Source organism: Amycolatopsis sp. NPDC004625 (assembly GCF_040609695.1).
Lineage (GTDB): Bacteria > Actinomycetota > Actinomycetes > Mycobacteriales > Pseudonocardiaceae > Amycolatopsis.
Map to the genome: position 1 here is coordinate 1 of NZ_JBEXKX010000092.1, position 20844 is coordinate 20844.

The following is a 20844-nucleotide window of genomic DNA, read 5'->3' on the forward strand; positions in this document are numbered from 1 at the left end:
GCCCCGCCGGCCCGCGGCGGGGGCGGTTTGTGTTTGGGGGTGTCCTCCCCCCCCAAACCCCCCACGACGGGGTCGGGCCGGCGAGGAGGTTGCCGAGGGCCAGGAGCTGGGTGGTGGCCGGGCCGAGCTCGAACTCCAGGCGCTTCGCCGCCGTGAAGTAGCGGTGCACCACGTGGTCGACGTCGATGCCGACGCCGCCGTGGACGTGGACCGCCGTGTGGGCCACGCGGTGGCCCGCCTCCGCCGCCCAGAACTTCGCCGTCGCCACCGCTTCCGCGGCCGGGACGTCCGCGGTCAGCTGCCACGCCGCCTGCAGCGTCGTCAGGCGGACCGCTTCGACGTCGAGGTAGGCGTCCGCCAGGCGCTGGCGGACCGCCTGGAACCCGCCGATGACGTGGTCGAACTGCTTCCGCTCGGCCGCGTACGCCGCCGTCAGCTCCAGGGCCCGTTCCACCACGCCCAGCTGCTGCGCGCACACGCCGACCGTCCCGCGCAGGCGCAGCCACCCGCCGACGTCGCCCAACGACACGCCCGGAACCTCGGACAGCGAAAGCAGGCCGGCGTCCGCGTGGTCGACCGTCCGCTGCGGCTGCACCGACACACCCGCCGCGGCCGCGTCGACCAGGAACACCTCGTCCGAAGCCGCGACCAGGAACCCGTGGGCGAAGGCGGCGAAGGGCACCGCCGTCTGCGTCCCGGACACGCGGCCGCCCGAAGCGGTGAACCCGGACAGCGCCACCGCGAGAACACGTTCTCCCCGCAGCACCGGCAGCACCCAGCGGTCCACCAGCTCCGGCGTCCCGAACTCGGCCAGTGCCGACGCCGCCATCGTGATCGACGGCAGGTACGGCACCGCCGCCACCGCGCGGCCGATCTCGGTCAGCACCGCGCACTGCTCCGGCAGCCCGAACCCGCCGCCGCCCAAGGACGACGGCAGGGCCGCGTCCAGCACGCCCGCCTGGCCGAGGGCCGTCCACGCCACCGCGTCGAAACCGCCGGTGCCGTGCGGGTCGTGGGTGGCCTTGTCCGTCAGCAGCCGCCGGGTCAGCGCGGCGAGGTCGGCCGACGCCTCGGAAAGGGTGAAGTCCATGCTTTCTCCAGACTGGGTGCTGCTAGCGCGTGACGGGCAGGCCGAGGGCGGTGGCGGCGATCATGTCCCGCTGGATCTCGTTGGTGCCGCCGCCGAAGGTGAGGATCAGCGCCGACCGGTGCAGCCGCTCGATCCGCCCGGCCAGCAGCGCGCCCGGCGAACCTTCGCGGACGACGGCCGCCGCGCCGAGCACCTCCATCAGCAGCCGGTACGCCTCGATCGCGAACTCCGTGCCGTACACCTTCGTCGCCGACGCCTCGGCCGGGCCGAGCTCGCTCGCCGCGGCCGCCCAGGCGATCCGCCAGTTCCGCAGCTTCAGGTACTCCGCCCCGGCGTGCACCCGCGCCAGGTGCAGCCGCACCCATTCCTGTTCGATCGCGCCCGATTCCCGAGCCCACGCCACCACGTCGGCGAGCGCCTTGCGGACCGGCGCCGACGACGTCAGCGCGACCCGCTCGTGGTTGAGCTGGTTGGTGATCAGCGGCCAGCCCGCGTTTTCCTCGGCCACGCGCGCCGACACCGGTACGCGCACGTTGTCGTAGTAGGTCGCACTCGTTCCCGCGCCCGCGACCGTGTGCACCTTGGTCCACGAGAACCCGTCGGCCGACGTCGGCACGATGAGCATCGACAGCCCGCGGTGCTTCTTCGCCGCCGGATCGGTCCGGACCGCGAGCCAGACGTAGTCGGCGTACTCGATCAGGCTCGTCCACATCTTCTGCCCGGTGACGACGTACTCGTCGCCGTCGCGCTCGGCGCGCGTCCGCAGCGACGCCAGGTCGGTGCCGGCCTCCGGCTCGGAGTAGCCGATCGAGAAGTGCAGCTCCCCGGCGGCGATCTTCGGCAGGTAGCACGCCTTCTGCTCGTCGGTGCCGTAGCGCATGATGGTCGGGCCGACGGTGTTCACCGTCAGGAACGGCACCGGAACGCCGGCGACGGCCGCTTCGTCGGTGAAGATCAGCTGATCGAGCATCGACCGGCCCTGCCCGCCGTACTCGGGCGGCCAGCCCAGCGCGAGCCAGCCGTCCTTGCCCAGCTGCCGGACGATCTCCTTGTACGCCACGCCGTCGCCGTACTCGCCGCCGCCCGAGCGCAGGCCCTCGCGCCGCTCGGGCGTCATCAGCTCGGCGAAGTACGCCCGGAGTTCCTCGGCCAGCGCCCGCTGCTCGGGTGTGTAGTCGATCCGCACAGTCACCTCGATCCGGCGTTACAATAGAACCTGTTCTAGTTGTACCAGGGCTCACGTGGCGGAGGAAGCATGGAGATCGGCGTCGACCGGCTGGCCTGCGAGGCGAACGCGGTGTGCGTCGGGCTCGCCCCGGACGTCTTCGACCTCGACGACGAGGAGGAACTCGTCATCGCGCCCGGCGCGGTCCCGGCCGACCAGGTGGAACGTGTTTCCGATGCGGTCAAGGCGTGCCCGAAGAACGCGCTGTTCATCACCGGTTAGCGGTGTTTACCTGACCGCTTGCTCAAAACGAGAACAGATTCTAGTGTAAGCGCGAGATCCAGGACTCGATGAGGAGGCCTCGCGTGAGCCTGACCGGCAGGACAGCGATCGTCACCGGCGCCGCCGCCGGGCTCGGCCGGGCCGAGGCGCTCGCGCTGGCCGCCCGCGGCGCGACCGTCGTCGTCAACGACCTCGGCGAGCCGAAGGACGTCGTCACCGAGATCGAGGCGGCCGGCGGCAAGGCGGTCGCGGTCGCCGGCGACGTCGGGGACCGCGCCACCGCCGACGCCCTGACGCAGGCCGCGCTCGACCTCGGCGGGCTGGACATCGTGGTCAACAACGCGGGCGTGCTGCGCGACCGGATGCTGTTCTCGATGTCCGACGACGACTGGGACACCGTGCTCCGCGTCCACCTGCGCGGCCACTTCCTGTTGTCCCGCAACGCCGCGAAGCACTGGCGCGAGCGGTCCAAAGCGGACGGCAAGCCGGTGTACGGGCGGCTGGTGAACACCGCGTCCGAGGCGTTCCTCATCGGCTCGCCCGGCCAGCCCAACTACGCCGCGGCGAAGGCGGGCATCACCGCGCTCACCATGTCGGCCGCCCGCGGCCTGGCCAAGTACGGCGTCCGCGCCAACGCGATCTGCCCGCGCGCGCGGACGGCGATGACCGAGGGCGTGTTCGGCGCCGCCCCTGCCGAAGGCGCCGATCCGCTCTCGGTCGAGCACGTCGCCCCGTTCGTCGCCTACCTCGCCTCCCCGGCCGCCGAGCACGTCAACGGCCAGGTGTTCGTGGTGCACGGCGGCACGGTCTCGCTCGTCGAAGCCCCGCGGATCGAGCAGCGCTGGCCGCTCGACGAGCTCGAGACGTCCTTCACCACCTTCTTCGCCGGCCGTGATCCCGGCCGGATGTTCGCGGCCACCGAAATCCTGGAGGACCTGTGAGGCTGGACGGGAAGATCGCCATCGTCACCGGCGCCGCGCGCGGGCAGGGCGAAGCCGCCGCGCGGGCGTTCGTCGCCGAGGGCGCGAAGGTGGTGATCGCCGACATCCTGGACGACGAGGGCAAGCAGCTCGCCGCCGACCTCGGCGAGCACGCCGTCTACCAGCACCTCGACGTCGGCGACGAGGACGGCTGGACCGCCGCCGTCGAGCGCGCGACCACGGAGTTCGGCGCGCCGAACGTGCTGGTCAACAACGCGGGCATCCTGCACTTTTCCGAACTCGCGCAGACGACGCTGGCCGATTACGAACGCGTGATCCGGGTGAACCAGATCGGGGCGTTTCTCGGGATGCGTTCGGTCGTTGAACCGATGACCGCCGCCGGCGGTGGCTCCATCGTCAACGTGTCCTCTGTGGAGGGACTGGCCGGGATGCCCTACCTCGTCGCCTACACCGCGAGCAAGTTCGCGATCCGCGGCATGACCAAGGTCGCGGCCATGGAGCTCGGCAAGAAGCACATCCGCGTCAATTCGGTGCACCCCGGCGCGATCGACACGAAGATGGTCGAGACCGCGGCGGGCGGCCAGAAAGTCGACATGTCGTACGTCGGGAAGAAGGTCGCCCTCAAGCGGGTCGGGCAGCCGGAGGACATCGCGAAGCTGGTGTTGTTCCTGGCCAGCGACGAGAGCGCGTACTGCACGGGAGCGGAGTTCGTCGCGGACGGCGGCGCCACGGCGACGCACGCCCTCAACTTCTAGACGGTTAACGACGCTAACGAAAAGCGGGCACCGGGTGTGGAGAAGACTCGGGGGTGAGTGACTACTGGGAGGTGTGGTGAGCGGAAGCAGTGGCACGCTCCCGGGAACCGCGGCCCTGACCCAGGTCGGCCGCCTCGCGACGCTCTCGGTGGAGGTCCTGCGCGCGATCTTCAAGCGCCCGTTCCAGGCGCGGGAATGGATCCAGCAGTGCTGGTTCTTCGCCAGCGTCACGATCCTGCCGACCGCGCTGGTGGCCATCCCGTTCGGCGCGGTGATCGCGTTGCAGCTCGGTTCGCTGACCGCGCAGATCGGCGCCCAGTCGTTCACCGGCGCGGCCAGCGCGCTGGCCATCGTGCAGCAGGCCAGCCCGCTGATCACCGCGCTGCTGGTCGCGGGCGCGGGCGGCAGCGCGGTCTGCGCGGACATCGGCGCGCGCAAGATCCGCGAAGAGATCGACGCCATGGAGGTCCTCGGCGTCAACCCGATCCAGCGGCTGATCGTGCCGCGGGTGCTCGCCGCGATGGTCGTCTCGGTGCTGCTGAACGGCTTGGTCAGCGTGGTCGGCGTGCTGGGCGGCTACTTCTTCAACGTCGTCCTGCAGGGCGGCACGCCCGGCGCGTACCTGGCCAGCTTCAACGCCCTCGCGCAGGTGCCGGACCTCTGGGTCAGCGAGATCAAGGCGCTGCTGTACGGCTTCGTCGCCGGGGTCGTCGCCGCCTTCCGCGGGCTGAACCCGGCCGGCGGGCCGAAGGGTGTCGGCGACGCGGTCAACCAGGCCGTCGTCATCACGTTCCTGCTGCTGTTCCTGATCAACGTCGTGCTGACCGCGATCTACCTGCGGATCGTCCCGCCGAAGGCGATGTGATGACGGCCGAACCGCTGGACGCCGACCGGACGCTCGAGTACATCGCGCGCCCCGGCCAGAGCCTGGAAGGGCTCGGCAAGCAGCTGGCGTTCGCCGCGAAAGCGCTCGCCTGGTCGCCGCGCACGATCCGCCGCTACAGCCGGGAAACGCTGCGGCTGCTCACCGAGGTCTGCTTCGGCACCGGCGGGCTGGCCGTCATCGGCGGCACGCTCGGCGTGATGATCGGGATGACGCTGTTCACCGGCCTGATCGTCGGCCTGCAGGGGTACTCCGCGCTCAACCAGCTCGGCACGGCAGCGCTGACCGGATTCATCTCCGCCTACTTCAACACCCGTGAGGTCGCGCCGCTTTCGGCCGGGCTCGCGCTGTCGGCGACCGTCGGCTGCGGCTTCACCGCCCAGCTCGGCGCGATGCGGATTTCCGAGGAGATCGACGCCCTGGAAGTCATGGGCGTGCCGAGCATGCCGTACCTGGTGACCACCCGGGTACTCGCCGGCGTCGCCGCGGTGATCCCGCTGTACGCGGTCGGCCTGCTGTCGAGCTACCTGGCGTCCCGGCAGATCACCATCTGGCTCTACGGCCAGTCCGCGGGCACCTACGACCACTACTTCACCCTCTTCCTGCCGCCCGGGGACGTCCTGTGGTCGTTCGGGAAGGTGATCGTGTTCAGCGTGCTGGTGATCCTGTCCCATTGTTATTACGGCTTCACGGCCAGCGGCGGCCCGGCCGGCGTCGGCGTAGCGGTGGGCCGCGCGGTGCGGACGTCGATCGTGCTGATCTCGGTGCTGGACTTCTTCCTGTCGCTGGCGATCTGGGGCGCGAACACGACGGTGAGGATCTCCGGATGAGGCGCGAGATCTGGCAGCGGCTCCGGTACCAGGTGCTGGGGCTGGTCTTCCTGCTCGTCGCCGCCTTGTTCATCGCCTTCACCCTCGCCGTCTACCACAAGGCGTTCACCCCGGTGACGCTCGTGAAGCTGGAAACGGACCGCGTCGGCAGCCAGCTGCGCACCGGCGGGGACGTCAAGGTCCGCGGCATGCTCGTCGGCGAAGTCCGGTCCGTGCTGGCGAAGGGCGACCACGCCGAGCTGGAGCTGGCCCTCGACCCGGGCAAGACGCCCGTCATCCCGGCGAACGTGTCCGCGCGGCTGCTGCCGAAGACGCTGTTCGGCGAGCGGTACGTCGCCCTCCAGCTGCCGGGCAAATCCGAGCGGCCGATCAAGGCCGGCGACGTCATCCCGCAGGACCGCAGCAGCGCGGCGATCGAACTGCAGAAGGTCCTCGACGACGTGATGCCGCTGCTGCGGGCCGTCCAGCCCGAGAAGCTGTCGAGCACCCTGACGGCGGTGTCGACCGCGCTGGAGGGACGCGGCAAGCAGCTCGGTCAGACCCTCGTGCAGCTGAGCGACTACCTCGGCAAGCTCAACCCGTCGCTGCCGGACGTCAAGGCCGACATCACCGGCCTGGCCAACGTCGCGAACACCTACGACAAGGCCGCGCCCGACCTGCTGCAGGCGCTGTCGGACCTGACCACGACCAGCCGGACCATCGTCGACCAGCGCGCGCAGCTGACCGACCTCTACGCGACCGTCACCGCGGCCTCGGTGGACCTGACGAGCTTCCTGCAGGTCAACAAGGACAACCTGATCCGGCTCACCACGGCGATCCAGCCGACGCTCGACGTCCTCGCGAAGTACGCGCCCGAGTACCCCTGCCTGCTGCGGCAGCTCGCGGAATCCGTGCCGCGCGCGGAACTGGCGTTCGGCAAGGGCACCGCGCACCCCGAGGTCAGCCGGGTCACCATCGAGTTCGCCGCCAGTCGCGGCAAGTACCTGCCCGGTGTCGACGAGCCGAAGTACGACGACAAGCGCGGCCCGCGCTGCTACCCGCAGGTGCCGAAACCGGGCGTGTGGCCGCAGTACCCGCCGGACGGCGCCATCAAGGACGGCTCCAGCAAACCCGCGCCGCCGAAGAACCCGCCCGAGACGCTGCCGGCCGGTGGCGGCGCCGTCGGCGGCGACGGCACGATCGTCGGCTCGGCCTACGAGAACGACCTGATCGACCTGCTCGCGTCGCCCGCGCTCGGCACCTCGCCGGGTGACGTGCCCGGCTGGGCGGGCCTGCTCGTCGGGCCGCTCTACCGCGGGGCGGAGGTGGAGCTGAAGTGAGGAGTTTCGTCCCGTCGCTCGTCAAGCTGGTCCTCTTCGCGGCCGTCACCGTGCTGTTCACCGGGATCCTCGCGGCCACCATCGCGAACACGAACTTCGGCGAGACGTCCGGCTACCTGGCGAAGTTCACCGACGCGTCCGGGCTCAAGGAAGGCGACGACGTCCGCATCGCCGGGGTCAAGGTCGGCCAGGTCGACGCGATCGAGGTGGTCGAGGGGGAGCGGAACCTGGCGCAGGTGCGGTTCGACGTCGAGCACACCTACCGGCTGCCGGAGACGGTGACCGCGACGATCAAGTACCGCAACCTCGTCGGCCAGCGCTACCTCGCGCTCGGCACGGACGTCCCCGGCGACAACGCGCTGCCGGACGGCGGCACGATCCCGCCGGAACGCACGAAACCCGCGTTGAACCTCACCGTGCTGTTCAACGGGTTCAAGCCGCTGTTCAAGGCGCTGAGCCCGAAGGACGTCAACCAGCTCTCGGCCGAGATCATCAGCGTCTTCCAGGGCGAAGGCGGCACGATCACCAGCCTGCTGCAGCACACCGCGTCGCTCACCACGGCGATCGCGAGCAAGGACCAGGTGATCGGCCAGGTCATCGCCAACCTCAACACCGTCCTCGGCACGGTCAACGCCCGTGGCCCGGAGCTCGGCGACCTCGTCGAGCAGACGCAGAAGCTGGTCAGCGGGCTGGCCGAGCAGCGCAAGCCGATCGGCGACGCGGTCAGCGCGCTCGGCGACCTCGCCGTGTCGACCACCGGCCTCCTGGCCGACGCGCGCCCGGCGTTGAAGGACGACGTGGCCCAGCTCGGCGTGCTGTCGCAGAACCTCGGCGACTCGGGCGTGCTGCTCAACCACCTCCTCGAGGTGCTGCCGGGCAACCTGCAGAAGTTCACCCGGACCCTGAGCTACGGCAGCTGGTTCAACTACTACCTGTGCGGGATCAGCGGCACCATCGGCATTTCCTCGCTCGACATCACCCTGCCGATCATCCCGATCCCCGGTACGCAGCGCGCGGAGAGGTGTGGTCCGTGAAGCCGCTGAAGGAACGCAACCAGGCCGCGGTGGGCGCGGTCGCGCTCGTGCTGATCGTGCTCGTCACGGCCACCACGTACTTCTCCGACCAGCTCCCGTTCTTCGGCAACGGCACGACGTATTCGGCGTACTTCGGCGAGTCCGCCGGGCTGGCGCCGGACAACGAGGTCGAGGTCGCCGGCGTCAAGGTCGGCACGGTGTCGTCGGTGAAGCTGGCGGGCAAGCAGGTCCTCGTGAAGTTCCGCGTCAAGGACGTCCGGGTCGGCGACGCGACGACGGCGTCGATCGAGATCAAGACGCTGCTGGGGGAGAAGTACCTCGCGCTCGACCCGAAGGGCGGCGGCGCACAGGAGCCCGACGACACGATCCCGCAGGCCCGCACGCGCACGCCGTTCCAGCTGCAGGACGCCTTCGAACAGCTGTCGACGACCGTCGGCGACATCGACACGAAACAGCTCGCCGACAGCTTCAACGCGCTCTCCGACAGCCTCAAGGACAGCCCGCAGTACCTGAAGGACACGCTGAACGGGCTGTCCTCGCTGGCGAAAACGGTGTCGTCCCGCGACGCCGACCTGCACACGCTGCTGGCCAACACGAGCCGGATCTCGAAGACGCTGTCCGACCGCAACACGCAGCTGCAGCGCGTGATCAGCGACGGCAACCTGCTGCTCACCGAACTGCAGAACCGCAAGGCCGCGATCAACGCTCTGCTCACCGGCACCCAGCAGCTCTCGCAGCAGCTGACCGGGCTAGTCCAGGACAACCGCGACCAGCTCAGGCCGACGCTGGACAAGCTGGGCAAGGTGACCGACATCCTGCAGCGCAACCAGGGCAACCTCGACAAGAGCCTGCAGCTGATGGCGCCGTTCGCCCGCGTCGGCGCGAACGCCACCGGCAACGGCCGCTGGTTCGAGGGCTACCTGTGCGGGCTGCTGCCGCCGACGATCACCGCGGCCGGGCTGCACATCAACCCCGAAGGCTGCACCCCGCCGATCGCGGCGCCGAACCAGGGGGTGGGCCGCCGATGACCATCCACACCGCCCGCGGCCGCAGCCTGGTGACGTGGCTGGCGTTCGCCTGCATCCTCGCGCTGATCGTCACCGCGGGGCTGTACCTGGTGTTCCGGTCTTCGAACGGCACCAAGCTCTCGGCGTACTTCGGCAAGACCGTCGGCCTGTACGCGGGTTCGTCGGTGCGGGTGCTCGGCGTGCCGGTCGGCGAGGTCACCGACGTCACGCCCGAAGGCGACGCGGTCCGGGTGGACATGCAGGTCGACGACGTGTCGCTGCCCGCCGGCGTCGGAGCCGTCGTCGTCGCGCCGAGCCTGGTCAGCGACCGGTACGTCCAGCTGACCCCGGCCTACGACAGCGGGCCCGTCCTCGCGTCCGGCACGGTCCTGCCGCGCGACCGCACGGCCACGCCGGTGGAACTGGACGACCTGTACTCGAGCCTGGACAAGCTGTCGACGGCGCTGGGGCCGAACGGCGCCAACAAGGACGGCGCCCTGTCCGGCGTCCTGGACACCGCCGCGAACACGCTGAAGGGCAACGGCGCTTCGCTGAACTCGACGGTCGGGCAGCTCGCCGGCCTCGCGAAGACCCTGGACGGCTCGAAGGACGACCTGTTCTCGACCGTGCAGAACCTGAACTCCTTCACCGGCGCCCTGGCCCAGAGCGACCAGCAGCTCAACGAGTTCTACGGCCGCGTCGCCGACGTCAGCAGGTTCCTCGCCGCCGACTCTTCCGACGTCGGGGCGGCGCTGCAGTCCCTCGGCGGGGCGCTCGGCGACGTCCAGCAGTTTGTCAACGACAACAAGACGGCCCTGGAGTCCAATGTGGACAAGCTGGCGTCGCTGTCGAAGGTCCTGGTCGACCAGCGCGCCGCGCTGGCCGAGGTGCTCGACATCGCGCCGACCGGCGCCACGAACTTCATCAACTCCTACGACGCGGCGTCCGGCACCATCGCCGTGCGCGACAACCTGAACGAGCTGACCAACCCGCCGATCCTCACCGTGTGCCGGCTGATCAGCTCGTTCACGCCCAAGGAAGTCCCGGACGCGCTGGGGAACATCTGCAAGCAGCTGGCGCCGGTCCTGGACGGCGCCCTGAAGCTGCCGACGATCCCGCAGGTGCTCAACTCCCTGCAGAACGGGACGCTCCCGCCGTTGCCGCTCCCGCTCGTCGACGTCATGGAGCAGCTGTCGGGCGGTGCGAAGTGAAGGGGCGCAGGCGGATCGCGGGCGCGCTGGCCGGGGTGCTCGTGCTCGCGGGCTGCAGCGACGGCGGGTTCAACGGCCTCTACGGCACGCCGCTGCCGGGCGGCGCCGACGTCGGCGACCACCCGTACCACGTCACCGCGCTGTTCACCGACGTGCTCGACCTGGTGCCGCAGTCGAGCGTCAAGGTCAACGACGTCGCCGTCGGACGCGTCGACAAGATCACCCTGACGCCGGACACGCGCTCGGCGCTGGTCGCGATGACCGTCAACGGCGACATCGCATTGCCCGCCAACGCCCGCGCCGAGCTGAAGCAGTCTTCGCTGCTGGGGGAAAAGTTCGTCGAGCTGAGCGTGCCGACCGCCGAGCCGGCGTCCGGGAAGTTGGCCGACGGCGGGCAGATCCCGCTCGGGCGCACCACCCGCAACCCCGAGGTCGAGGAGGTGCTCGGCGCGCTTTCCCTGCTGCTCAACGGCGGCGGCGTCGAGCAGATCCAGAAGATCAGCCACGAGCTCGACGACGCGCTGTCGGGCAACGAGCCGGAAATCCGTGCGCTGCTGTCGCGAGTGGACGAACTGGCGACGCAGCTCGACGGGCACAAGACGGAGATCCTGCGCGCGATCGACGGGCTCGGGAAGCTGTCGCACACGTTGACCGGCCAGACGCAGAACCTGACCAACGCACTCGACAACCTCGCGCCGGGCCTGAAGGTCGTCACCGACCAGCGTGACCAGCTCGTCGGGATGCTGAACGCGCTCACCACGCTCTCCGGCGTCGCTGTCGACACGGTGACGAAGAGCCGTGACCAGCTCGTCGCGAACCTGCGGGCGCTGCAGCCGACGTTGACGAAGCTCGGCGAGGCGGGCGCCAACCTGCCGAACGCGTTGCAGATCCTGCTGACGTACCCGTTCCCGGACTACGCGGGCAACGTGATCAAGGGCGACTACGCGAACGTCGACGCGAACGTCAACCTCGACCTGGACACGCTGATCTCGAACTTCACGAACTCGTCGCAGCCGCCGATCGCGCTGCCGCAGGGGATCGGCGGGTCCCCGGCGCCGGTCGCGCCCCCGCTGCCGCTGCCCGACCTGGGTTCGGTGCCGCCGGCGGCCGGCCCCGGCCTGCTGGGCGGGCTGCTCGGCCTGATCGGGGGCGGCAAGTGACCCGCAAGATCCGGATCCAGCTGTTCGCGTTCGTGGTGATCGCGGTGGTCTCGGTCGTGTACGCCGGTGGCCGCTACGCGGGGCTGGACCGGCTGTTCGGCAACCGCGGCTACGTCGTCACGGCGCAGCTGACCGACTCCGGCGGCGTCTTCGTCAACTCCGAGGTCGCCTACCGCGGCGTCACGGTCGGCCGGGTGACGTCGATGACGCTGACCGAGCACGGCGTCGACGTCGCCCTCGACATCGACGCGGGCGCCCCGGACATCCCGGCCGACGCGCACGCGCAGGTGGCGAACCGGTCGGCGGTGGGCGAGCAGTTCGTGGACCTGCTCCCGCAGCACAACGGCGGCCCGTTCTTGAAGGACGGCTCGGTGATCACGGCGGACCGGACGTCGCTGCCGCCGTCGCCGGACACGGTGTTGACGCACCTCGACGACCTCGTCGCCGGCGTCCACCCGGATTCGCTGCGGACGGTCGTCGACGAGACGTACAACGCGTTCGCGGGCGCGGGCCCGGAACTGCAGCAGCTGCTGGACAGCGCGGGCTCGCTGACCGCGGTGGCCGCGCAGTACGTCCCGCAGACGCAGGGACTGCTGGCGAACTCGCGGATCGTGCTCGGCACGCAGGAGCGGCAGGCGGCGAACATCACCGACTTCGCTTCGGGCCTGCGGACCATCGCGGGTCAGCTCAAGAAGTCCGATCCGGACCTGCGCCGGGTGATCGCGCAGGCGCCGCAGCTGAGCCGGCAGATCAGCGACGTGCTCGCCGCGTCCGGCACCGACCTGGGTGTACTGTTCGCCAACCTGCTGACCACCGCGCAGATCACGACGTCCCGCACGGACTCGATCGAGGAACTGCTGGTGGCGTACCCGATCATCGGGGCGTTCTCGCCGTCGACGTCCCCGGACGGCACCGGCCACCTGGGCGTGGTGTTCAACTTCTTCGACCCGGCTTCGTGCACGAAGGGCTACGAGGGCACGAAGCAGCGTCCGGCGAACGACGAGACCGAAGCGCCGGTGAACATGAACGCGTACTGCGCCGAGCCGCCGGGCAGTCCGACGGGGGTGCGCGGGGCGCAGAACGCGCCTTACGCGGGGAAACCGCCGGCGATCCCGGCCGCGCCCCAGCAGCAGGCCGCGTCGGCTCCGCCGCAGCTTCCCGGGATGCTCAGCCTGCTGACCGGGCCGTCCTCGGGCGGGCTCGGCAAGCTGCTGGGCGCGCCGTGAAGCAGCGTCTCCTGGTGGTTTTGGCGGTCGTGTCGGTGCTGGCGGCGGCCTTCTCGGGCTGGTCGTGGTGGCGCGCGGCGGCGGACGACTCCCTTGCCCGCGGCCGTGACCGCGACGCGGTCCTGGCGGCGGCGGGTCCCTTTCTGGTCACCCTGAACACGATCGACTACCGCACGGCGGCGGCCGACGTCGACCGCTGGATCGCGGCGACCACGGGCCAGTACGGGAAGGACCTCGCCGGGGACCGCCGGCTGCAGATCGACCGCGCGGTTTCCGCGCGCACCGTTTCCTCGGCTTCGCTGGTCCAGGCGGCGGTGACGGAGATCGATCCCGCCCGCGGCGTGGCACGTCTCCTGGCGGTACTGGACGTCCGGGTGTCGACGGGCGGCGGCGCGGTCTCGCCGCGGATGAACCGGCTGACGGTGGACGCGGCCCGGGCCGCCGACGGCTGGAAGATCAGCGGCGTCCAGGCGGCGGGCTCATGACCCGGGTGCTCGTGGTGGTGGTGGCGCTGGCCTTGGCGTGCACGGCGTGGTTCACGGTCGAGACGGCATCCCTGTCACCCGGCGACAACGCGGCCTTGGTGGATCCGGCGGCGACGGCGGCGGTTTCGGCCGAGGTGAGCGACGCGGTGAAGGCGGTGTTTTCGTACGACTACGCCAACCTGGCCCGCACCGAGCGAGCGGCGGCGGACGTGCTGACGGGAGACGCGGTCCGGCAGTACCAGGCCCAGTTCGCGTCGGCCCGCACGCGGGCCTCGGCGGAGAAGCTGATCCGCACGACAACGGTCCGGGCGGCGGGAGTCCGCTCGCTGCGCGGCGACGAGGCTTCGCTGTTGTTGTTCCTGGACCAGCAGACGGTGGCCCAGGGCGGCGGAGCACCGACGTCGTCGGTGGCCCAGCTGGCGGTGACGGCGAAGCGGATCGACGGCCGCTGGAAACTGGCCACCCTGACGGCGCTTTAGCTCCCGGCGCCCGGCGAAGGCGCCGGACCGGGTGCCTTCCGCATGGTGCTCGACCAGCGCGCCCCCTCCTCGCTGATCACCGCGTGCAGGTCCTCGGCCAGGACGTCCCGGCGGGTCCCGGCGTCCCGGTAGGGACCGACCCGGCCCGCGTACCGGTACGCCAGCTGCCGGATCGCCTCCGCCGAACCGCGGTAGCTGAGGAAGTTCGTGTGCAGCTGGAACAACTGCTGGACGCCCTCCAGCACCACGACCACCGCGGCGAACGACGCCGTCCAGGCCGGCGGGGCGGCGACCGCGGCCAGGACCGGGACCGTCGCGGCCACCGTGATCGACGCCGTCTTCAGGCTCTGGTAGCCGAGGCGGGTGCGGGTCGCGGCCCGGTGGTACCACGCGAACTCCGCGCGGAGGTGCTGCCAGACGACGTCGGCTTCCTCCTGGGGATCGGGCAGCGAAGGGAGTGCTTCGTCGAGGCGGTGCCACTGCAGGCGGTTACCCGGCATGGGTCCTACAGTGGCACACCGGCCCTCAGCCGTCCCAGACGGAAGCGCCCTGGCGCACCACTTCGACGTCCGACGGCGCCGAAACCGGCCACAGCTCCACCACGTACCGGTAGTGCTCGCCGTACTCGTGGTCGTTCCAGTCCACCGGCGGCGGCCCGGCGGGCAGGTACGACACCCGCGCCCGGTACAACCCCGGCAGCACCGAGAAGAACTTTTCCTGCGACGGGTAGTCGGCTGGCCCGGAAATCACGAGTTTCCCGCTCGGAACCGGAAGATCCGCCTCCACCACGTGTTCGGCGGCGGACGGCACCGCGGGCGCCGACGGCACCAGCGTCACCGAAGACTCGACGAGGTCCGAACGCGCCGTCGCGATCGCGATCCCGCCGGGTTCCACCCCGATCCGGTGCGATTCCACCGCCTCCGGCGTCCAGCCGAGGCCGGTCAACCGGGAACGGGAGTCCCGCACCGAGAACTGCCGCTGGTCGGCGTGGACGACGAGGTGCACACGAACCACCCTAGCCAGGACCCGCCCCGGAATGGTATCGACACCGGGTTTAGCGTTGACGGCATGACCACTGCTTCCGTCGACGTCGACACGGCCCGCAGCGAGTACGCGGCCCTGGTCGGCCGAGGCCTCTCCCTGGACATCACCCGCGGCAAGCCGTCCCCCGAGCAGCTCGACCTTTCGAACGCGCTGCTCGCCCTCCCGGGCGACGGCACCTTCAAGGCCGAGGACGGCACCGACGTCCGCAACTACGGCGGCCTCAACGGCCTGCCCGAGCTGCGCCGCATCTTCGCCGGCGCGCTGCAGGTGCCCGCCGGGCAGCTGCTGGCCGCGGGCAACTCCAGCCTCGAGCTGATGCACGACGCCGTCGTCCAGGCCCTGCTGAGCAAGCTCCCCGGCGCCGAGCGCCGCTGGGCCGACGAGCCGCAGGTGAAGTTCCTCGCGCCGGTCCCGGGTTACGACCGGCACTTCGCGCTCACCGAGCGCTTCGGCATCGAGCTCGTCCCGGTCGCGATGACCGACGAGGGCCCGGACATGGACGCCGTCGAGACGCTGGTCGCCGAGGACGCCGCCGTCAAGGGCATCTGGTGCGTGCCGAAGTACAGCAACCCCACCGGTGTCACGTTCAGTGACGACGTGGTCAAGCGCCTCGCCACCATGCGCACCGCGGCGCCGGACTTCCGGATCTTCTGGGACAACGCCTACGCCGTGCACCACCTCACCGACGCCGAGCCGGAGCTGGCCGACCTGCTGGCCCTGGCCACCGAGGCCGGGAACGCCGACCGCGTCTTCGTCTTCGGCTCGACGTCGAAGATCACCCTCGCCGGGGCCGGCGTCGGCTTCTTCGGCGCGTCCGAGGCCAACCTCGCCTGGTGGACCGGCAACACCGGCAAGCGCACCATCGGCCCGGACAAGGTCAACCAGCTGCGCCACGCCCACTTCCTCAAGGACGAGGACGGCGTCCGCGCCCACATGCGCAAGCACGCCGGGATCATCGGCCCGAAGTTCGAGGCCGTCGACCGGATCCTCACCGAGGAACTGGCCGACCTGGCGTTCTGGACCAAGCCGACCGGCGGGTACTTCATCACGCTGACCGTCCCGCAGGGCACCGCGAAGGAGGTCGTGCGGCTGGCGAAGGAGGCCGGTGTCGCGCTGACCCCCGCCGGGGCGACCCACCCGCACGGGAACGACCCGGCCGACGCCGTCATCCGCATCGCGCCGACGTTCCCGAAGCTCGCCGAGGTCGAAGAGGCCGTCCGCGCGCTGGCCGTGTGCGTCCGGCTCGCCGTGGCGCAGCGCGGCTGACCTGGGGAAACCCAAGTCGATCAAAAATTTTCCCGATTTGACCGAGCCGGGGGACGCCCAGGTACGTATGACCGGTGGGTGAGGTGGACGAACTCGTCACGAGAGGACGTCCCCCGGTGTTCGGAAAACGCTACACAGAGCAGCTGATCGAGCGCAGCGCGGAGAACGCGACCGACCGCCGCCGCTTCCTCAAGGCTGCGGGAGCGGCGGGACTCGGCGTCGCGGGTGCCGGCGCGCTCGGTACGGCGCTGTCGCTGGGCCTCGGCTCGGCGGGTGCCACGCAGCAGTACGGCGCGCAGGGAGGTGACAAGGCGAAGGAGGCGGCGAGCGATGCCGCGGTGCTGAACTTCGCGTTGAACCTCGAGTACCTCGAGGCGAACCTGTACTCCTTCGCGGTGTACGGCTACGGCCTGAACGAGAAGTACGTCAACGGCGTCGGCAACCTCGGCAAGGTTTCCGGCGGCCACGCGGTGAAGTTCAAGAGCGAGCACACCAAGCAGCTCGTCCAGGAGATCGCCGGCGACGAGGTCGCCCACGTGACCTTCCTGCGCAAGGCGCTGGACAAAGCCGCCGTCGCGCAGCCGGAGATCGACTTCCAGAACAGCTTCACCGCGGCCATGCAGGCCGCGGGCGTGATCAAGCAGGGCCAGACGTTCGACCCGTTCGGCAGCGAGAACAACTTCCTGCTCGCCGCCTTCCTGTTCGAGGACGTCGGCGTGTCCGCCTACAAGGGCGCCGCCCCGCTGGTGAACAACAAGACGTTCCTCGACGCGGCCGCGGGCATCCTGGCCGTCGAGGCCTACCACGCCGGAATCGTGCGGTCGGCCCTGTTCGAGCGCGGCCTCGGCGACATCACGAACAAGATGTCCGACGCCCGCGACAGCCTCGACGGCAAGGCCGACGACGACGAAGGCGTGATCAAGGACGGCAAGGCGAACCTGGTTCCGGCGGACGCCAACGGAATCGCGTTCGGCCGCTCCGCCGAGCGCGTGCTGAACATCGCCTACCTCAACCCGGACAAGGTGTCCTCGGGTGGCTTCTACCCGCGCGGCCTGAACGGCGACATCGCCACCAGTGGTGCGAAGGAGAAGTAGGCACCGCGTGCCGCCGCCCCGGTAACCCGACGGCGGCGGCACGTGGCGTCGAGCAGCACCACCGGTCAGCGGTCTGCCGCGGCTTGTCGTGAGTGGAAAAGCGAGTTCTAACGCGCCTTAACACTCACGACCAGGAGCCGCAGGATTCGCGGACCACCAGCTTGGTCGGCAGCAGGACCGGTTCCGGCACCTCCGTGCTCCCGATCATCCCCAGCAGCGCCCCGGCCGCCGCCGTGCCGAAGCCCGGCTTGTCCTGGGCCACCGTGGTCAGCGCCGGGTCCACCAGGGACGCCACCTCGATGTCGTCGAACCCCACGACGGCCAGGTCTTCCGGTACCCGCAGCCCCGCCGCGCGGGCCGCCAGCAACGCCCCCACCGCCATCTCGTCGCTCGCCGCGAACACCGCCGTCGGCGGGTTGCGGCGGGACAGCAGCCGTCGCATGCCGACGAACCCGCTCTCGCGGTAGAAGTCCCCGGTGATCACCAGGTCCTCGCCGCCCTCCAGGCCCGCTTCGGCCAGGCCGCGCAGGTAGCCCTCGGTGCGGGCGGCCGCCGGCGCGTTGCCGCGCGGGCCGGTGATCGTCGCGATCCGGCGGTGGCCCAAGGACGCCAGGTGCCGGACCGCCGCCGCCGCGCCGCCGGCGTTGTCCGACGTCACGTAGGTCGCCCGCGGGCCGGACAGGGCCACGTCCAGCGCGACGCACGGCAGCCCCGACTGGGCGAACGCCGTGAACGCGTCGGCGTCCGTGCCGCTGTCGATCAGCACCAGCCCGGCCAGGTGGTGGCGCCGGGTCATGCTCACGTAGGCGATCGGGTCGGCCAGCGACACGCCCGGGTGGCGCTCGCGGGCGTCGTCGCTCGTCGCGAGCATCAGCAGGTGGTAGCCGTGCGAACTCAGCGCGGACTTGAGGCCCAGCAACAGGTCCTGCAGGAACGGGTGCCGCCAGCCGGGGCGTCGATGGTCGGTGTCCCAGACCAGCCCGACCATCGCCGACTGCTGCCGCGACAGCGCCCGAGCCGACTCGTTCGGCGAAAAATCGAGGTCCCGCGCCACGCGTTCGACGCGTTCGCGGGTCGTCGCGCTGACCGTGGCCGGGCGGTTGAAGACCCGGGACACGGTGGCGACGGAAACCCCGCAGAGCTGCGCAACCTCGCGGGCAGTGACCATGTCGATCTCCGTTCTTGTAACCGGTTACATCAGTAGCACATGACCTCAGGCTGCGTAAACGCAGCCTGGGTTTATCATTTCGTTACTTGACGGATCAGTGCTGGGAGCGCTCTCATGGGACCCGCGTTTTCCCGACGGCCCGCAGAACAACGGAGATCTCATGCGCCCGAAAACGAGGAACCGCCGGATCCGCCTGATCGCCGGGGCGTGCGCCGCCCTGGCCGCGGTCACCGCGCTGAGCGCCTGCGGCGGCGGTGGCGGTGCCGCCGCCGGTGGCAAGGTCAAGCTGAGCCTCGGCCTGTTCGGCAACTTCGGCTACACCGACCTGATCAAGGAGTACCAGGCGGCGCACCCGGACGTCGAGATCACCGAGCGGACCGCCGCCTACTCCGACCACCACAAGAACCTCGCCGCGCACCTGGCCACCGGCGCCGGTGCCGCGGACGTCGAGGCCATCGACACCGGGTACGTCGCCCAGTTCAAGGCGACGCCGGACAAGTTCGTCGACCTCAACACCGTCGGCGGCGACCAGCTCAAGAGCCGCTGGCTGGACTGGAAGTGGGCGGCCTCGCTGGCCAAGGGCGGCCAGCAGATCGGCTACGGCACCGACGTCGGCGGCCTGGCCATCTGCTACCGCCGTGACATGTTCCAGACCGCCGGGCTGCCCGCCGACCGCGACGCCGTGTCCGCGCTCTGGCCCACCTGGCAGGCGTTCTTCGAGGCCGGCAAGCGCTTCCAGGCGCACGCGCCGAACGGCGTCAAGTTCATGGACGGCGGCCCGACCGTGCTCAACGCGATCGTCGGCCAGGCGCCGCAGGGCTACTACGACCAGAACGACAAGCTCATCGTCGACAGCAACCCGGCCCTGCGCCAGGGCTGGGACCTCGTGGTCGACGCGGTCAAGGCGAACCTGAGCGCGGGCCTGCTCTACAGCACGCCGCAGTGGAACACCGGCTTCACGCAGGGGCAGTTCGCCACCGTCACCTGCCCGGCCTGGATGATGACCAAGATCAAGGACCAGGCGCCGGACACGTCGGGCAAGTGGGACGTCGCGGCCGTGCCCGGCGGCGGCGGCAACTGGGGCGGCTCGTACCTGACCGTGCCCAAGCAGGGCAAGCACACCAAGGAAGCCGCCGAACTCGCCGCGTGGCTGACCGCGCCCGAGCAGCAGGCGAAGGTGTTCACCAGCAAGGGCCTGCTGCCGTCGGTCCCGTCGCTCTACGACGACCCGAAGATCACCTCCTACACCAACCCGTTCTTCGCCAACGCGCCCGTCGGCAAGGTCTTCACGGACGCGGCGAAGAAGCTGAACCCGCAGTACCAGGGCCCGAAGGCCGGCGACGTGCAGACCGAGTTCGGCAACGCGATGCAGCGCGTCGAGCAGGGCAAGCAGGACGGCCCGGCGGCGTGGCAGCAGCTGGTCGGTGACGTCGCGAAGATCAAGTAATGGCCCTCACCTTCGCCGAGCGGCGGCAGAAGTGGGACGTCAAGCTGTCGCCGTTCGGTTTCATCAGCCCGTACTTCCTGATCTTCGGCGTCTTCGGGCTCTTCCCGCTGCTGTACACGGCTTTCGTGTCGCTGCAGAAGCGGAACCTCATCGACGCCGAAGGCGCGCAGTTCATCGGGTTCGGCAACTACGAGCAGCTGTTGTTCCACGACCCGTACTTCTGGAACTCGATGGGGAACACGGTCAGCCTGTGGCTGCTGACCACGGTCCCGCAGATCCTGTTCGCGCTCGGCATCGCGCACCTGCTCAACCGGCGGCTGCGCGGGCGGATGTTCTTCCGGATGGGGATGATCCTGCCGAACATCACCTCGGTGGCGGCGGTGACGATCATCTTCGCGCAGCTGTTCGGCCGGGACTTCGGCCTGGTCAACTGGGTACTGAGCTGGTTCGGCGGCGGGCACGTCGACTGGCAGGCCGGCACGGCCAGCTCGCACACCGCGATCGCGGCGATGGTGGTGTGGCGCTGGACCGGCTACCACGCGCTGATCTTCCTGGCGTCGATGCAGGCGATCCCGTCGAGCATGTACGAGGCCGCCACCCTCGACGGCGCCAAGGGGTGGCAGCAGTTCTGGCGGATCACCGTGCCGCTGCTGCGGCCGCAGATCATCTTCTCCACGGTGATCGCGACGACCGGCAACATGCGGCTGCTGGCCGAGCCGCTGCTGTTCAACCCGGGCACCGCGGCCGCCACCGGCGGGTCGGACCGGCAGTTCCAGACCGCCGCGCTCTACCTCTACGAGCAGGGTTTCACCAAGTACGACTTCGGCTACAGCTCGGCGATCGCGCTGATCCTGGCCGTGGCCACGATGCTCGTCGCGGGCCTGTCGTACCTGGTCACCCGGCGCATATCCACGGACTAGTCGTGAGTGAGAAACAGTGTTCTAACACTGTTTCTCAC

Annotated in this window: 22 protein-coding genes; 17 read left to right on the plus strand and 5 right to left on the minus strand. The window is 70.2% G+C overall.

The window, feature by feature from the left end; all coding sequences use genetic code 11:
- Both ABZW17_RS45320 and ABZW17_RS45325 read right to left on the minus strand, forming a co-directional pair.
- A partial coding sequence (locus ABZW17_RS45320) for an acyl-CoA dehydrogenase family protein (RefSeq protein WP_354828781.1) occupies positions 1 to 1090 on the minus strand: 1090 nt, incomplete at its 3' end.
- A 22-nt stretch (positions 1091 to 1112) separates the two neighbouring features.
- Positions 1113 to 2276: an acyl-CoA dehydrogenase family protein gene (locus tag ABZW17_RS45325; protein WP_354828840.1), complete on the minus strand. Its 1164-nt coding sequence runs from the start codon at positions 2274 to 2276 to the stop codon at positions 1113 to 1115.
- 69 nt (positions 2277 to 2345) lie between these two features.
- On the opposite strand from ABZW17_RS45325, the gene ABZW17_RS45330 reads away from it, so the two are divergent.
- The 13 genes from ABZW17_RS45330 to ABZW17_RS45390 all read left to right on the plus strand — a co-directional run bounded on the left by ABZW17_RS45330 (position 2346) and on the right by ABZW17_RS45390 (position 13867).
- Entirely contained in the window at positions 2346 to 2537 is a 192-nt protein-coding gene (locus tag ABZW17_RS45330) for a ferredoxin (RefSeq protein WP_354828784.1), read from the plus strand.
- Positions 2538 to 2620: 83 nt separating this feature from the next.
- Complete coding sequence (locus ABZW17_RS45335) at positions 2621 to 3478, plus strand: 3-oxoacyl-ACP reductase (protein ID WP_354828787.1); 858 nt, start codon at positions 2621 to 2623, stop codon at positions 3476 to 3478.
- Positions 3475 to 4233 (plus strand): glucose 1-dehydrogenase, encoded by a 759-nt coding sequence (locus ABZW17_RS45340; RefSeq protein ID WP_354828789.1) that lies wholly within the window; start codon positions 3475 to 3477, stop codon positions 4231 to 4233. The genes ABZW17_RS45335 and ABZW17_RS45340 overlap by 4 nt, the downstream gene beginning before the upstream one ends.
- A gap of 76 nt (positions 4234 to 4309) precedes the next feature.
- A complete protein-coding gene (locus ABZW17_RS45345; protein ID WP_354828792.1) occupies positions 4310 to 5098 on the plus strand; it encodes an ABC transporter permease in 789 nt (262 codons plus the stop codon).
- Positions 5098 to 5946, plus strand: a complete 849-nt coding sequence (locus ABZW17_RS45350) for an ABC transporter permease (RefSeq protein ID WP_354828795.1) — start codon at positions 5098 to 5100, stop codon at positions 5944 to 5946. The genes ABZW17_RS45345 and ABZW17_RS45350 overlap by 1 nt, the downstream gene beginning before the upstream one ends.
- Complete coding sequence (locus tag ABZW17_RS45355) at positions 5943 to 7265, plus strand: MCE family protein (protein WP_354828798.1); 1323 nt, start codon at positions 5943 to 5945, stop codon at positions 7263 to 7265. Before ABZW17_RS45350 ends, ABZW17_RS45355 begins: the two co-directional genes overlap by 4 nt.
- Complete coding sequence (locus ABZW17_RS45360) at positions 7262 to 8299, plus strand: MlaD family protein (protein ID WP_354828801.1); 1038 nt, start codon at positions 7262 to 7264, stop codon at positions 8297 to 8299. The genes ABZW17_RS45355 and ABZW17_RS45360 overlap by 4 nt, the downstream gene beginning before the upstream one ends.
- A complete protein-coding gene (locus ABZW17_RS45365) occupies positions 8296 to 9327 on the plus strand; it encodes an MCE family protein (RefSeq protein ID WP_354828804.1) in 1032 nt (343 codons plus the stop codon). The genes ABZW17_RS45360 and ABZW17_RS45365 overlap by 4 nt, the downstream gene beginning before the upstream one ends.
- Complete coding sequence (locus ABZW17_RS45370) at positions 9324 to 10517, plus strand: MCE family protein (protein ID WP_354828807.1); 1194 nt, start codon at positions 9324 to 9326, stop codon at positions 10515 to 10517. The genes ABZW17_RS45365 and ABZW17_RS45370 overlap by 4 nt, the downstream gene beginning before the upstream one ends.
- Positions 10514 to 11677 (plus strand): MCE family protein, encoded by a 1164-nt coding sequence (locus tag ABZW17_RS45375; RefSeq protein ID WP_354828809.1) that lies wholly within the window; start codon positions 10514 to 10516, stop codon positions 11675 to 11677. Before ABZW17_RS45370 ends, ABZW17_RS45375 begins: the two co-directional genes overlap by 4 nt.
- Complete coding sequence (locus ABZW17_RS45380; RefSeq protein ID WP_354828811.1) at positions 11674 to 12903, plus strand: MCE family protein; 1230 nt, start codon at positions 11674 to 11676, stop codon at positions 12901 to 12903. The genes ABZW17_RS45375 and ABZW17_RS45380 overlap by 4 nt, the downstream gene beginning before the upstream one ends.
- Positions 12900 to 13388 carry a hypothetical protein gene (locus ABZW17_RS45385; protein WP_354828814.1) on the plus strand — a complete coding sequence of 163 codons (489 nt, stop codon included), beginning with the start codon at positions 12900 to 12902 and terminating at the stop codon, positions 13386 to 13388. Before ABZW17_RS45380 ends, ABZW17_RS45385 begins: the two co-directional genes overlap by 4 nt.
- Positions 13385 to 13867, plus strand: coding sequence for a hypothetical protein (locus ABZW17_RS45390; RefSeq protein ID WP_354828817.1), 483 nt, complete (start codon positions 13385 to 13387; stop codon positions 13865 to 13867). The genes ABZW17_RS45385 and ABZW17_RS45390 overlap by 4 nt, the downstream gene beginning before the upstream one ends.
- Here ABZW17_RS45390 and ABZW17_RS45395 read toward each other — a convergent pair.
- Positions 13864 to 14367, minus strand: coding sequence for a DUF4231 domain-containing protein (locus ABZW17_RS45395; protein WP_354828819.1), 504 nt, complete (start codon positions 14365 to 14367; stop codon positions 13864 to 13866). The two genes, ABZW17_RS45390 and ABZW17_RS45395, sit on opposite strands and share 4 nt — an antisense overlap.
- A gap of 25 nt (positions 14368 to 14392) precedes the next feature.
- Positions 14393 to 14872 (minus strand): hypothetical protein, encoded by a 480-nt coding sequence (locus ABZW17_RS45400; protein WP_354828822.1) that lies wholly within the window; start codon positions 14870 to 14872, stop codon positions 14393 to 14395.
- A 63-nt stretch (positions 14873 to 14935) separates the two neighbouring features.
- Between ABZW17_RS45400 and ABZW17_RS45405 the strand changes: the two genes are divergently transcribed.
- A complete protein-coding gene (locus tag ABZW17_RS45405) occupies positions 14936 to 16177 on the plus strand; it encodes an aminotransferase class I/II-fold pyridoxal phosphate-dependent enzyme (protein WP_354828825.1) in 1242 nt (413 codons plus the stop codon).
- A 116-nt stretch (positions 16178 to 16293) separates the two neighbouring features.
- A complete protein-coding gene (locus tag ABZW17_RS45410; RefSeq protein WP_354828828.1) occupies positions 16294 to 17271 on the plus strand; it encodes a ferritin-like domain-containing protein in 978 nt (325 codons plus the stop codon).
- Positions 17272 to 17395: 124 nt separating this feature from the next.
- Here the strand turns inward: ABZW17_RS45410 and ABZW17_RS45415 are convergent, their stop codons facing one another.
- Entirely contained in the window at positions 17396 to 18439 is a 1044-nt protein-coding gene (locus ABZW17_RS45415; RefSeq protein ID WP_354828831.1) for a LacI family DNA-binding transcriptional regulator, read from the minus strand.
- 160 nt (positions 18440 to 18599) lie between these two features.
- Between ABZW17_RS45415 and ABZW17_RS45420 the strand changes: the two genes are divergently transcribed.
- Both ABZW17_RS45420 and ABZW17_RS45425 read left to right on the plus strand, forming a co-directional pair.
- Positions 18600 to 19886 (plus strand): extracellular solute-binding protein, encoded by a 1287-nt coding sequence (locus ABZW17_RS45420; protein ID WP_354828834.1) that lies wholly within the window; start codon positions 18600 to 18602, stop codon positions 19884 to 19886.
- Positions 19886 to 20806 (plus strand): sugar ABC transporter permease, encoded by a 921-nt coding sequence (locus ABZW17_RS45425; RefSeq protein WP_354828837.1) that lies wholly within the window; start codon positions 19886 to 19888, stop codon positions 20804 to 20806. Before ABZW17_RS45420 ends, ABZW17_RS45425 begins: the two co-directional genes overlap by 1 nt.
- The last annotated feature ends 38 nt before the right edge of the window (positions 20807 to 20844 follow it).